This window comes from Herbaspirillum sp. AP02 (assembly GCF_015767275.1).
Classification (GTDB): domain Bacteria; phylum Pseudomonadota; class Gammaproteobacteria; order Burkholderiales; family Burkholderiaceae_D; genus Herbaspirillum.
The window spans coordinates 29,307-41,310 of sequence record NZ_JADWMY010000019.1; the positions used below are offsets into that span (position 1 = coordinate 29,307).

The 12,004-nt window shown below is 64.3% G+C and carries 13 protein-coding genes; 8 read left to right on the forward strand and 5 right to left on the reverse strand.

Translation table 11 applies throughout. The features are described 5' to 3' along the window. Positions 1-123 precede the first annotated feature (123 nt). The 4 genes from I5R65_RS23960 (at position 124) to I5R65_RS23975 (ending at position 3,518) form a co-directional block, all read left to right on the forward strand. Entirely contained in the window at positions 124-2,157 is a 2,034-nt protein-coding gene (locus tag I5R65_RS23960; protein WP_180671263.1) for a PAS domain-containing protein, read from the forward strand. 300 nt (positions 2,158-2,457) lie between these two features. After that, entirely contained in the window at positions 2,458-2,628 is a 171-nt protein-coding gene (locus I5R65_RS23965; RefSeq protein ID WP_180671264.1) for a CsbD family protein, read from the forward strand. Positions 2,629-2,876: 248 nt separating this feature from the next. After that, on the forward strand, positions 2,877-3,215 hold the full coding sequence (locus I5R65_RS23970) for a hypothetical protein (RefSeq protein WP_180671265.1): 339 nt from the start codon (positions 2,877-2,879) through the stop codon (positions 3,213-3,215). A gap of 87 nt (positions 3,216-3,302) precedes the next feature. Continuing rightward, complete coding sequence (locus I5R65_RS23975) at positions 3,303-3,518, forward strand: glycine zipper 2TM domain-containing protein (RefSeq protein WP_006464720.1); 216 nt, start codon at positions 3,303-3,305, stop codon at positions 3,516-3,518. A 141-nt stretch (positions 3,519-3,659) separates the two neighbouring features. Here the strand turns inward: I5R65_RS23975 and I5R65_RS23980 are convergent, their stop codons facing one another. Beyond that, complete coding sequence (locus I5R65_RS23980) at positions 3,660-3,995, reverse strand: hypothetical protein (RefSeq protein WP_180671266.1); 336 nt, start codon at positions 3,993-3,995, stop codon at positions 3,660-3,662. Between the two features lie 246 nt (positions 3,996-4,241). After that, positions 4,242-4,400, reverse strand: coding sequence for a DUF3309 family protein (locus tag I5R65_RS23985; RefSeq protein WP_006464722.1), 159 nt, complete (start codon positions 4,398-4,400; stop codon positions 4,242-4,244). 670 nt (positions 4,401-5,070) lie between these two features. Here I5R65_RS23985 and I5R65_RS23990 point away from each other — a divergent pair. From I5R65_RS23990 to I5R65_RS24005, 4 genes are all read left to right on the forward strand, one after another. Beyond that, on the forward strand, positions 5,071-6,243 hold the full coding sequence (locus tag I5R65_RS23990; protein ID WP_180671275.1) for a CmpA/NrtA family ABC transporter substrate-binding protein: 1,173 nt from the start codon (positions 5,071-5,073) through the stop codon (positions 6,241-6,243). 76 nt (positions 6,244-6,319) lie between these two features. Then, positions 6,320-7,249, forward strand: coding sequence for a nitrate ABC transporter permease (ntrB, locus tag I5R65_RS23995; RefSeq protein ID WP_180671267.1), 930 nt, complete (start codon positions 6,320-6,322; stop codon positions 7,247-7,249). Between the two features lie 17 nt (positions 7,250-7,266). Further along, a complete protein-coding gene (locus tag I5R65_RS24000; protein ID WP_180671268.1) occupies positions 7,267-8,079 on the forward strand; it encodes an ABC transporter ATP-binding protein in 813 nt (270 codons plus the stop codon). A 126-nt stretch (positions 8,080-8,205) separates the two neighbouring features. Then, entirely contained in the window at positions 8,206-8,895 is a 690-nt protein-coding gene (locus I5R65_RS24005; protein ID WP_180671269.1) for a methyl-accepting chemotaxis protein, read from the forward strand. A 7-nt stretch (positions 8,896-8,902) separates the two neighbouring features. On the opposite strand, the gene I5R65_RS24010 is transcribed toward I5R65_RS24005, so the two are convergent. The 3 genes from I5R65_RS24010 to I5R65_RS24020 are packed head-to-tail and all read right to left on the reverse strand — an operon-like array spanning position 8,903 to position 11,769. Then, positions 8,903-9,280, reverse strand: coding sequence for a DUF423 domain-containing protein (locus I5R65_RS24010; RefSeq protein ID WP_180671270.1), 378 nt, complete (start codon positions 9,278-9,280; stop codon positions 8,903-8,905). A 56-nt stretch (positions 9,281-9,336) separates the two neighbouring features. After that, the gene (locus I5R65_RS24015) at positions 9,337-9,795 is read right to left on the reverse strand and encodes a hypothetical protein (protein ID WP_180671271.1); all 459 of its coding nucleotides are present in this window, start codon (positions 9,793-9,795) and stop codon (positions 9,337-9,339) included. Positions 9,796-9,843: 48 nt separating this feature from the next. Beyond that, complete coding sequence (locus I5R65_RS24020) at positions 9,844-11,769, reverse strand: FUSC family protein (RefSeq protein ID WP_180671272.1); 1,926 nt, start codon at positions 11,767-11,769, stop codon at positions 9,844-9,846. Positions 11,770-12,004: the final 235 nt, after the last annotated feature.

The following is a 12,004-nucleotide window of genomic DNA, read 5'->3' on the forward strand; positions in this document are numbered from 1 at the left end:
CAAAAAGCCTGCCCGGAGTCCGCAAGACCGTGACGCAGGCTTGATGTCCGGACCGCACGGACCGCATGGACAGCGCGGACGCACGGACACCACGGATCGCAAAAGAACAAGGGATTCCCGACGATGCAGAAGAACCAAGACGGACTTCGTCCGTCCTCCGCCGATATCCAGAACAGCGCATCGGTCGAGTATTTCGCGGCATCGCACGCCAATTACAGCGGCATGGTGACGCTGGCCATGGGCTTGTCCATGGCCGTGATCCTGCTGGGCATCGTGGTCCTGCTGACTGGCTTCCTCGGTGCGGAATACCGGCGTCTGCTCTCCGGCCTGTTGGCCGTGCGCGAAGTCACGGCCGGCGGTTTCATCGTGGGCGCCCTGGCGCTTTACTTCAATAGCATGAATTCACCGGTACGCCGTCCGCTGCTGCGGCGCTTCGCCGTCGGTCTGGCGGTGCTGCTGCTGGTCGGCGGGCTGGCCACGCTGGCGCACGGTGTCATGTTCGCGCTGGGCTGGCTGCCGCTGGAGGGCGCCGAAACAATCTCGCCGCTGGCGATCCCACCCTTGCTGTCGCTGGGCTTCGTGCTCATGGCCGCCGCCTTGCTGCTGCATGACTGGCGTCTGCTGGGCGGCTATTATCCGGCCGAGTACCTGGCCTTTGCGTTGATCGCGCTGTCAGCCATTCCGCTGGTCGGCTATCTGTACGATGTCAGCCAGTTCATCTATCTCGATTTCCCCTTGCCAGTGTCGCTGCTATCGGCGCTGGTATTCGCGCTGCTGGGTGCGGCCCTGCTCATGGCGCGGCCGGCGCACCCCCTGATGGCGGTGATCATGCGCATTGCGCCGGGCGGCCAGATGCTACGTCATCTGCTGCCGCAGACGCTGTTCCTGCTACTGGCCTTCAGCCTGCTGTTGAGCTGGGGCATGACGCATGGCTGGATCGTGCCGGAGCTGGTGTTGCCGACCCTGACCCTGATCAATGGCGCCATCGTGCTCTTCATCTTCTGGGGCTCGGCCAGCCGGCTGGACAGCGAATACGGCGAACGGACCCGCAATGCACAGAAGCTGGCCGAGACCAGCGCCTTGTTGAATGCCGTCAGCGAAAGTACCAGCGATCCGATCTTCGTGAAGAACCGCCAGGGCCTGATGATCTTCGCCAATCCGGCCACCCTGCACAAGCTGGGCAAGACCTGGGAAGAGACCATGTACCGCGCCAGCCGCGAACTGTTCCTGGTGCAGGAAGAGGCCGATACGGTGGACCGCGACGACCGCCGCGTCATGGCCTCGGGCAAGCCCGAGAAGCTGGAGCAGACGCTGCACCTGCCCGAGGGCGTGGTCACCTTCCAGACCGCCAAGGTGCCGTGGTTCGGCAAGGATGGCAGCGTGCAGGGTGTCATCGGCATCAGCACCGACATCACCGAGCGCAAGCAGGCCGAGGACGAACTGCGCCAGCGCGAGAGCCAGCTGGAAAAGACCGTGATCCAGCGTACCGCCCTGCTGCGCGAGCTGACCAACCACCTGGAAACCGTGCGCGAAGAAGAAAAGCGTGCCATCGCCCGCGAGCTGCACGACAACATGGGCGCCTCCCTGACGGCCTTGTCGATGCACCTGGAAGGGGTTTATCAGATCCTGCCGCCGGATGAAAAATGGGCCGATCGCAAGACCCGCATGCAGGGCCTGATGAAGTCGCTCGTAGCCACCACCCGCCGCATCCAGACCGAACTGCGCCCCAATACGCTGGACCTGTTCGGTCTCAAGGCCGCGATCTCCGAACAACTCGACGAATTGCATGAGCGCACCGGTATCGCCTGTCACGCCAGCCTGCCGGATGAAGACGTGGATGTGGGCCATGAGATGGAGATCGCCATCTATCGCATGCTGCAGGAAATGCTCAACAACGTCACCAAGCACGCCCAGGCCAGCAAGGTGGATGTGATCCTCGATATCGACGAGGACCACGTTGCCCTGACCGTGCGCGATGATGGGGTGGGCATCCCCGAGGAGCGGCGTGACAATCACAAGACCTATGGCCTGCGCGGCCTGCGCGAGCGTGCCACCTTCTTCGGCGGGGAGGTCGATATCCGCTCGACGCCGGGCAAGGGCGCCTTGATCAGTATCAGCCTGCCGATCCGTCCTGAACTGCCGACCAGCGACGCCTGAGCGGCCCGCACCGACGCCGTTCCTGCCTCCCGCCATTCGTCCGAAAGCCGCCTCCAGGGCGGCTTTCTGCATTTTGGTGAGGATTGTTCAGGGGGGCGTTTTTCCTGCACGATTTTTCGTTTTTTCCTACGTGCGAAAGGGCGACTCTCTTATGTGCGCGCCACAGGCTCATCGATACCATGGACTCATCGTCGCAGCCTGACCCGAAGGGCAGACAAGGCGGCGGTGCCGGCCAGCGGGCAGGAATGTCCTGACTTTGCAGCCGGGACCTATCAGGCAATCAACCACAAAGGAGCCATCATGAACAAGGATCAAGTCAAGGGTAGCTTGAAGGAAGTGGCAGGCAAGGTGCAGCAGAAGACCGGTGAGCTGACCGGCAACACCACGCAGCAGGTCAAGGGTGCCGCCAAGCAGGTGGAAGGCAATGTCCAGAAGTCCTATGGCGATGCCAAGGAAGCGGCAAAGAACTAAGAGGCGGGCGCCGTCGCCGTGAGTGCCGCATGGGTTCTGACGAGCCCACGGCATTTTCGGCACGCGGCGGGATGGCAGTGTAGGAATTTTCCTACGCCAGAATCGGAAACGGCTGATTTTGTGATGCAGCAATTTCCGCGACCATGTCGCCATGGTGCTGGTAGAGCCGGGAAATGGAAAAGAGTTCTCGGGTTGCCGCATGAAATTTTTTGCTCACCGCCAAGAAGGGACCCCTGAAAGGGCAGACCATGAAAAAAACAGTCGGTATTTGCATGCTGGTAGCCGCCTCGGCACTTGCCTCTTCCGCTTATGCAGCGCCCCGACAGGCCGATGCCAGCGCAGCACGCTGGTCGACCTCGACGATGGATCGTCACATGCCGGTCGATGCGTCCCGCCTGCAGAAGGCTGGTCAACAGAAGTTCCGGTACATGGACATGGCTGAAGGCCGTCGTTCCAGGTTCATGCGTGAAGCCGTATTGCTCTCCGGGCAACAGGCTGATGCATGTTCCGAGGATGTGGCCCGCGAATCGGCCAAGGCTGCGCCGCAAGCTCCGGCTGCGCGCGTGATCATGCGTCCGATGACCTGATGCCGTGGCGATGTTGCCAGTGGTTCGGCGACACCCTCTGCGCAATCTGATCGTCGGGCTCAATTCGACAATGAGGAAGGAGTAGTCATGAAAACAATTCAAAAACTGGCAGTGACCTCGGTAGCCATCTTTGCGTTTTCCGCGATGACCGGCTGCAGCAACATGTCCGCACGCGACAAGAACACCGCCATTGGCGCAGGCGCCGGTGCAGTGGGTGGCGCAGTGCTCACCGGTGGTAGCGCCATCGGCACCGTGGGTGGTGCCGCCGTGGGGGGTGTCATCGGTAACCAGGTGGGCAAGTAAGCCGGCACTCTACTGAAAGCGGAAAGCGGGTCATCCCGGCCTGCGTAGACCGAATGCGACAAACGCCGCAACGATGCATTTCGTTGCGGCGTTTGTCATGGTGCAGGAGAAATCCAGCGGCGGGAGCACGGCGCGTCGGCCTCAGGACGCCGGCTTGGCGTCCGTTGCCTTGTAGTCCTCGTAGATGCGCCGGGCACGGGCGTTGTCGTCCTTGCGGGCGGCGGCGGCCTCCTTGCGGCAGTTCCTGGCTTGTTTGCCGCGCTGTGCCTTGCAGTCGCTCAGCGCCTCGGCGTAGGCAGCGGCGGTTTCCTGATTGAGATTGCGCAGGCGCTCCTTGGGCGTGTCGGCGGTCTGGTACCAGCGGGCGGGGTCGCCATTGGACTGGGATTGCGGGGCGGCATGGGCAGCGCCTGCGCACAGGATGGTCAGCGCGGCCAGGCAGGCGGGCAGGGGGCAAGCGAGGAGTTTGTTGTTCATCTGTTGTAGGCCTCATCACGGACGTGCGAAAACTTCAAGGGGATGGGCCGTCCACACCTCTGTCGCGGCGGAGAAGCCAGCCGGACGCAATGCAAACGGCGCGGTCGGTGACAGGGCACCGACTGCGCCGTGTTCCCTTCCGCAGGCCGATGGTATCAGGCTTGCATCCGGGAGGGGAGGGTCGCAGGGATGGGATCAGGGGGCGCTGGCAGCAGAGCACCTTGGCGGATCTGCTGCCGCCCCGCCTTATATCTTCCCGAGCAGCAACAGGATCAACAGGATGATGACGATGGTGCCGGCGATGCCGCTGGGACCATAGCCCCAGCCGCGGCTGTGCGGCCAGGCCGGAATCACGCCGAGCAGGATCAGGATCAGGACGATGAGCAGGATGGTGCCGAGGGTCATGGAGTTTCTCCTTTCTTATTGAGTTCGTTCTTGCCCGCCAGGGTGCAAGCGCCGGGTCGTTCTTTGATGCTGAGCCATCATAGGCTGAGCGATGTTGTGGCCGCGATCAGCGGCCTTCGCAATGTGCTGTAGGAAAATCCGGCAAGGCCGGGTAGGCGGCCACCTCCTCCATTTCCCCCATTACGTCCCCGGCTCCGCCCCGACCATGCCGCCAAGTTGGTGCAAAGCACAAAGGAAGTGCGGTCTGCGCGCGTTTTGACGGCGCACGCAGGCTGGCGGGAGCACCCGGCAGCCCTGGTCCATCGACCAACGGCACAGCGGCGACAAGGCTTTGCGGGCGATTATCAGGCGCTGGCACAGTCTTTGCTGAATCGAGGATATAGCGCACTCGGTGCGCAATAGATGTGAAGGTGTGACCAACGGCGGTCGCATCGTCCAGGACAAAGGCGTCTTCCGGCATGGTCATCCATGACGGGACACGCCTTTTTTGTTGATGTCTTTCGTCAATTCGCAACGCAAGGGGAAGGGTGCTATGGAATTCAACGCTCAGGCGGACAAGGCCGGCAAGCTCGCAGAAATCGAACCAGCCAAGCCGGCGGGGATGATCGACGTGGTGGACGGCAAGCGCCGCACGCTGATACAGGGCGCAGGCCTGGCGGCCGGGGCCGGCATGCTGGGGCTGGCCAGCGGCGGCGCCTGGGCCGCCGGGTCGGACAAACCGGAAAAGGAAGAGGTCAAGATCGGCTTCATCCCCCTGACCGATTGCGCCTCGGTGGTGATGGCCTCGGTACTGGGCTTCGACAAGAAGTACGGCATCAAGATCGTCCCCAGCAAGGAAGCCTCCTGGGCCGGCGTGCGCGACAAGCTGACCAATGGCGAGCTGGATGCGGCGCACGTGCTCTATGGCCTGATCTACGGCGTGCAGATGGGCATCGGCGGGCAGAAGAAGGACATGGCGGTGCTCATGGGCCTGAACCACAACGGCCAGGCCATCACCCTGTCCAAGAAGCTGGCCGACAAGGGCGCCGTCGACGGCGCCTCGCTGGCCAAGCTGATGCAGACCGACAAGCGTGAATACACCTTTGCCCAGACCTTCCCCACCGGTACCCACGCCATGTGGCTGTATTACTGGCTGGCCGCCAACGGCATCCATCCGATGAAGGATGCCAAGGTGATCACCGTGCCGCCGCCGCAGATGGTAGCCAATATGCGGGTGGGCAACATGGACGGCTTCTGCGTGGGCGAGCCCTGGGGCCATCGCGCCATCGTCGATGGCGTAGGCATCACCGCCATCACCACCCAGGACATCTGGAAGGACCACCCGGAAAAGGTGCTGGGTACCTCGCTGGAGTTCGTCCAGAAATACCCCAATACCTGCCGCGCCATGATGGCCGCCATCCTGGACGCCAGCAAATGGATCGACGCCTCGCTGGCCAACAAGAACAAGATGGCCGAGGTCATTGCCGACAAGTCCTATGTCAACACCAGCAAGGACGTGATCGACCAGCGCATCCTGGGCCGCTACCAGAACGGGCTGGGCAAGACCTGGGACGACCCCAACTACATGAAGTTCTACGATGAAGGGCAGGTGAACTTCCCCTTTCTGTCGGACGGCATGTGGTTCATGACCCAGCATCGCCGCTGGGGCCTGCTCAAGAGCGATCCGGACTACCTCGCCGTGGCCAAGTCGGTGAACCAGATCGATCTCTACAAGGAGGCCGCCGCCATGACCAAGACGCCCTTGCCCAAGGAAGTCATGCGCAGTTCCAAACTGGTCGATGGCGTGGTCTGGGACGGCAAGAATCCGGCTGCCTATGCGCAGTCGTTCAAGATCAAGGTGTAAGCCTCGGCGGCCAGCGCTGGCAGTGCAGCCAAAGCGCTGGCCGTCACAGTGAAATGTCATCAGCAAGGGGAAAGCGATGAGTGCAGTCATGGAAAGCATCATGGGCGATAACGCCAAGCCCGCCGCCAACGGCCAGGGTGGACCTGTTCCTGCCGCCAGCCAGGTGCAGGCGGCGCCGGTAGCCGTCACCACCCGCTCCAGAGTGCGCGCCGCCAGGAAGCGCCTGGCCGCAGGCGGACTGTTCATGCGCGTGGTGCCGCCGGTGCTGGGCGTGGCGCTGCTGGTGCTGGTGTGGCAGATCATCGCCCTGAAGACCGCGAGTTTCCCCACGCCATGGGTCACCCTGAAGGAGGCCGGCGTGATGTTTTCCGATCCCTTCTATCGCAACAGTCCCAATGACCAGGGCATAGGCTGGAACGTGCTGGCCTCGCTACAGCGGGTCGGCATGGGCTTCGGCCTGGCGGCGCTAGTGGGCATCCCGCTGGGGTTTGCCATCGGCCGGGTGGAATTCCTGTCGCGCATGTTCGGCCCCATCATCAGCCTGCTGCGTCCGGTCTCGCCACTGGCCTGGCTGCCCATCGGGCTGCTGGTGTTCAAGTCGGCCAATCCGGCGGCGATCTGGTCGATCTTCATCTGCTCGATCTGGCCCATGATCATCAACACCGCCGTGGGCGTGCAGCGGGTGCCGCAGGATTACATGAACGTGGCGCGCGTGCTGAACCTGTCGGAATGGAAGGTGCTGACCAAGATCCTATTCCCCTCGGTATTGCCCTACATGCTGACCGGGGTGCGCCTGTCCATCGGTACCGCCTGGCTTGTCATCGTGGCCGCCGAGATGCTCACCGGTGGCGTCGGCATCGGCTTCTGGGTCTGGGACGAATGGAACAACCTGAACGTGCCGCACATCATCATCGCCATCGTCGTCATCGGGGTCGTGGGGCTGGTGCTGGAGCAATTGCTGGTGGCGCTGGCCAAGGCCTTTACCTATGAACAGGTCAACAACTGAACAGGCGGGAGCACTTCATGGATAACATCAACGGCAAATTCATCGACATCCACGGCGTGGAGATGGTGTTCCATACCAGGAAGGGCGACTTCCACGCGCTGCGCGAGATCAACCTGACGGTGGCCAAGGGCGAATTCATTACCCTGATCGGCCACTCCGGTTGCGGCAAGTCGACCCTGCTCAATCTCATCGCCGGCCTGCTCAAGCCCAGCGACGGCGTGCTCCTGTGCGCCAACCGCGAGATCGGTGGCCCGGCCCCGGAGCGGGCGGTGGTGTTCCAGAACCATTCACTGCTGCCCTGGCTGACCTGCTATGAAAACATCTACCTGGGCGTGGAACGCGTCTTTGGCGCCAGCGAAAACCGCACGCAACTGCGCGACCGCACCCGCGCCGCACTGGCGCTGGTGGGGCTGAACGCGGCCGAGACCAAGCGTCCCAATGAAATCTCCGGCGGCATGAAGCAGCGCGTAGGCATCGCCCGCGCCCTGGCGATGGAACCCAAGGTCCTGCTGATGGACGAGCCGTTCGGCGCACTCGATGCACTGACCCGCGCCCATCTGCAGGATGAACTCCTCAAGATCGTGGCCAAGACCGAATCCACCGTGGTCATGGTGACCCACGATGTGGACGAGGCGGTGCTGCTGTCGGACCGCATCGTCATGATGACCAACGGCCCGGCCGCCACCATCGGCGAAGTGCTGGAGGTGAAGCTGGCCCGGCCGCGTGACCGGGTGGTGCTGGCACAGGACGCGCAGTATGGCCTGTACCGCACCGCGGTGCTGGAATTCCTGTATCGCAAGCAGGCCCATCCGGCGCGCGAGGCGGCCTGAGCCGTCACGGGTAGTCGGCGCGGCTCTTGACCTGATTGGGTCCGGTCGCCCCCGGCCCTTGCGCAGACGCGCAGCGCGCTGCACGTCTGCGCGCTTTATCGTTGCATTGTAGGAAGGAAGCTTGCCATGTCCACCCTGGCCTTGATCGATACCGCACCCGACCGCGTGGCGGAGGATGCGTCCACCGTGCCCTTGTCGGGAGAAGTCTTCGGCGCCTTGATCAATCTTTCCGGGCGTCGTCGCTTCACCTCGCAGCGTCTGGTGCTCTATGCGGTGCTGGCCGCGCAGGGGCAGCAGGGCGCCTGTGCTACCGCCCGCGAGGCGCTGGCCCTGTTCAGCAATGCGCATGCGGCCCTGCTCAAGCGTTCAGGCGATTTGCCCGGAGTGTTCTGTCCCGAGCTGGAAGAGGTGTATTACGGGCGCGCCGCCGGTGATGCCCGCATCACCGCATTCGCCGCGCTGGCCCAGCGCACCCTCAACGCCATCGAAGACCGGCTCAAGAGCGGCCCCGAGCTGCTGGCCCAACTGGTGCAGGAGACCACGCCGCTGCTGGGCGTGCTCAACGAGATCACGGCGGTCTACGAGGCCCAGTCGAAGAAGCATGCGCGGCTCATGCGCGAACAATTGCGCGGCATCATGACCGACATCGAGATCATCGCCCGCGAAGCCAAGATGGTGGCCTTCAATGCGCGCATCGTGGCAGCCCGTTCGGGTCAGGCCGGCAAGGAATTTTCGGTGGTGGCCGGCGTGCTGTCCAACATCACCGGCGAGATCGACGAGCTGGTCAAGGAAGTCCTGAGCGGCGCGGCTGCCTGAGCAGGTCTCAGGCGTCGCGCTTGCAGGCGGCCCACGCCACCAGCAGCCAGGCGGCCAGGAAGGCCGCACCACCCAGGGGCGTGATGGCGCCCAGGATGCGCGTTCCCGTCAGCGCCAGCAGGTAGAGGCTGCCGCTGAAGACGACGATGCCGGCCAGCATCAGATTGCCGGCCCAGCGCATCGCCGCGCCGGCCATGCGCGGCATGAGCAGGGCGATGGCGATCATGCCCAGGGCGTGCATGGCCTGGTAGGTCACGGCGGTATGCCAGATCGCCAGCATCTCTTCCGAAATCATCCGCTTCAGGCCGTGCGCGCCAAAGGCGCCGCAGCCTACGGCGATGAACATGTTGATGGCGCCGGCGGCGATCAGGGTGCGTTCTTTCATCGTTGACTTTCTTCGTATGGGTATCGATGCAGGCGAGGCGGAGCAGGGCGGTCGTCTCAGTACGGGCGCTGCGACCTGCCCAGGCGATATTCATGCCGCAGCACGAACTGTGAACTGGCGATCAGCCCTGACAGACCCAGCACCAGTTGCGTGAGCGTATCGGGCGGCAGTACCCAGACCGAACCGGCAGGGGCGGGAACATTGGCGGCAGCGCTGATGACCGGCGCGGCCCAGGCGGCTTCCTCACTGACATCCAGCAGGATCTGGCCTTCCGGAGTGGTGTGCAGATAGATTTCGCCGCCCAGTTCCAGCGTGAAGCAGATGCCCTGGCCGGCGTTCACGGTGTTCATCTTGTGGCGGAACACCACCGCCTGCAGTTCGCGGTTGTAGGTATCGATCCAGGTTTCCACTTCATGGATGTTCTGCAGGACGATCCAGCGTCGCGGCGCGGGGATGGAATCGGCACCGGCAACAGCGTCATCAGGGAAGATCGGTTCGGGGGCTTGGTCGGACATGTCGGTGGGCGGGGCAGGCAGACTCGGTAAAACCGGAAGTATACCGGATCAGCTCTCCCGCGCCGTGGCCAGGTCCTGCCGGGTGCCTTGATCAAGATGCCAGGCCACCGATGCCTGCCCGGCCAGTTCGCGCACTTCGCGTAGACGGGCCATCTCGCTGTGGGACAGGCGTTCGCTGTGGCGGCGCAAGCCACCCAGGTCGTGCAGGGCGGTCTCGGCGTCGATGCTGGCCAGCCCGGCCTGGCGCTGCAGGCGACGCAAGGTCGATGGCGGCTGGTGGCCGACCACTGCATCCAGATAGTCGCGATTGGCCTTGAGACCGAGCGCGATGCGCTCACGCGGCGAGGCACCCAGTTCGGGCCATAGCGCCAGGGCGGCCAGCAAGGCGACGGCGCTGCCGATCAGGTTGTCCAGCGCCCGGGCCGAGGCGATGCCCACACCAGGTTGCAGCATTTCGGTCACGCAGATGAACAACATGGTCAGGAACACCACGAATACCGTGTAGTTCACCAGCCGCAGGGCGATGGCCAGGCCGGCCAGCATCACCGCCACCAGCGGCAGCACCCAGGTCACGCCGGAGGCGACCTGGAGCAGGCTCAGCGCCAATGCACCGCCGAGCAGACTTCCCAGGATGCGCTCCAGGCAGCGCGTCCAGGTCTGGCGTGCCGCACCTTGCAGCACCACTACCACGGCCATCGTGGCCCAGTAGGGATAGCCGAGCTGGAACACCTGGGCCGCATAGAACACGGCGGCCACGCCGGCGGCCTGACGGGCGCCCTGTTGCAGGCCCCGGCCCAGCCCGGTGCGCCAGTCGGGTCGCGTTGCGGTCGGTGAGGGATCATCGCTGCCGTGCTCCTCGTGGTATTGCGCCCAGGCGGGATCGGACAGCAGCAGCGTGTGGGCCTGCATCAAGGCCGACAGGCAGCCGCGCATCAAGGTGTCGGTCAGCCGGCTGCTGCGCTTGAGGTCGATCGGGCGGGCCTGGTTGGATGCCAGCGGGGCATGCGGTTCCAGCGACAGCCGCTGGTATGCGCGCAGCACCACGATGCGTGCTACCCGCGCCACGATGCGGCGCTCGCCGGGCGAGGCCAGTTGCTGGATGGCGGCGTGTTCCAGCGCGATCAAGGCGCTGAAGATCATTTCGCAGGCTTCCAGCAGGCGGCGATAGGTGTGCGCGCCACCACCCGGGGCGCGTTCATGAAGCTGCAGCATGGTGCGCAGCCGTTCCAATGCCAGTCGCACGGCACGGCGGTGTTCGCCGTGTTCGCTGTGCCAGTGCTGTTCACGGTGCTGGCCGTCGCGAGCGGCCAGCAGGTCGCGGCTCATGTCGAGCATGCGCAGCAGGGCCGCCTGCGCCGCCTGGCGCAAGGCGGTGTGTTCGTCGATACGCCAGACGAGGTTGATCAGCAGCCAGGCCCAGAGCGCGCCGATCAGGAAGGATGCAGCCTGCAGCGCCGCCAACGCCGGCGCGTGCGGGAACCCGGCCGCCACCACCGCCACCACTGCCAGCAGCGTCCCCAGCAGGGCTGCCGACTGAATGGCACCGATCAGCGTGACGCTGAGCAGCACCATCACCGGTGCGGCCAGCAGGGCCGCGTGACTGCTCCAGGAGGCGCTCCATGAACCGATGAACGCCACTACCGTGCCCGCCACGGCAAAGCCGGCCAGCAGGCGCCGCCGCTGGACGTGCGGCCCCGGGGCGTCGCACAGGCAGGTCCAGAAAGCGGCGAACACGGCCCATGCCAGCCAGTGCTGGCCGCTCACCATGGCCGCCGCCAGCGGCAGCGCGATGGCCAGGCAGGCGCGCCATCCTTCCTCGGCGCTGAACTGTTCCTGCAGCAAGGGGAAGGAGCGCAACTCCAGCCGCCGCGCGGCACGACGCGTGAACGCAGACAGCAGGCTGGCAAGCCGGCCATGTCGATGCAGCAGGGAGGGGCGGTGACGGAGGGCGAAGGGGGAGCGGGCGGTTTTCATCAGGACTGCATCAACGTGGTGGGACCACTTTGAAAGGATATGAGGAGTTTCTTTCACGAATACTACAGGCGACCTGCATGAATGCGCAGGGCCTGGAGGTAGGAGGACGGGGCGGTCGATCTCTTCGCTACCTCCCGTGCCAAGCACTTTCCATGCCGGTGGTGTTGTCGCCGGTCGGGTTTGGCGGAGATGGGATGCGGTGAGGGGGGAGCCGGCAGGCGGGGAAGTGCCTGCC

Coding starts and splice junctions, on each gene's coding strand:
- I5R65_RS23960 (WP_180671263.1), top strand. CDS start 124: ATGCAGAAGAACCAAGACGGACTTCGTCCGTCCTCCGCCGATATCCAG.
- I5R65_RS23965 (WP_180671264.1), top strand. CDS start 2,458: ATGAACAAGGATCAAGTCAAGGGTAGCTTGAAGGAAGTGGCAGGCAAG.
- I5R65_RS23970 (WP_180671265.1), top strand. CDS start 2,877: ATGAAAAAAACAGTCGGTATTTGCATGCTGGTAGCCGCCTCGGCACTT.
- I5R65_RS23975 (WP_006464720.1), top strand. CDS start 3,303: ATGAAAACAATTCAAAAACTGGCAGTGACCTCGGTAGCCATCTTTGCG.
- I5R65_RS23980 (WP_180671266.1), bottom strand. CDS start 3,995: ATGAACAACAAACTCCTCGCTTGCCCCCTGCCCGCCTGCCTGGCCGCG.
- I5R65_RS23985 (WP_006464722.1), bottom strand. CDS start 4,400: ATGACCCTCGGCACCATCCTGCTCATCGTCCTGATCCTGATCCTGCTC.
- I5R65_RS23990 (WP_180671275.1), top strand. CDS start 5,071: ATGCTGGGGCTGGCCAGCGGCGGCGCCTGGGCCGCCGGGTCGGACAAA.
- ntrB (WP_180671267.1), top strand. CDS start 6,320: ATGAGTGCAGTCATGGAAAGCATCATGGGCGATAACGCCAAGCCCGCC.
- I5R65_RS24000 (WP_180671268.1), top strand. CDS start 7,267: ATGGATAACATCAACGGCAAATTCATCGACATCCACGGCGTGGAGATG.
- I5R65_RS24005 (WP_180671269.1), top strand. CDS start 8,206: ATGTCCACCCTGGCCTTGATCGATACCGCACCCGACCGCGTGGCGGAG.
- I5R65_RS24010 (WP_180671270.1), bottom strand. CDS start 9,280: ATGAAAGAACGCACCCTGATCGCCGCCGGCGCCATCAACATGTTCATC.
- I5R65_RS24015 (WP_180671271.1), bottom strand. CDS start 9,795: ATGTCCGACCAAGCCCCCGAACCGATCTTCCCTGATGACGCTGTTGCC.
- I5R65_RS24020 (WP_180671272.1), bottom strand. CDS start 11,769: ATGAAAACCGCCCGCTCCCCCTTCGCCCTCCGTCACCGCCCCTCCCTG.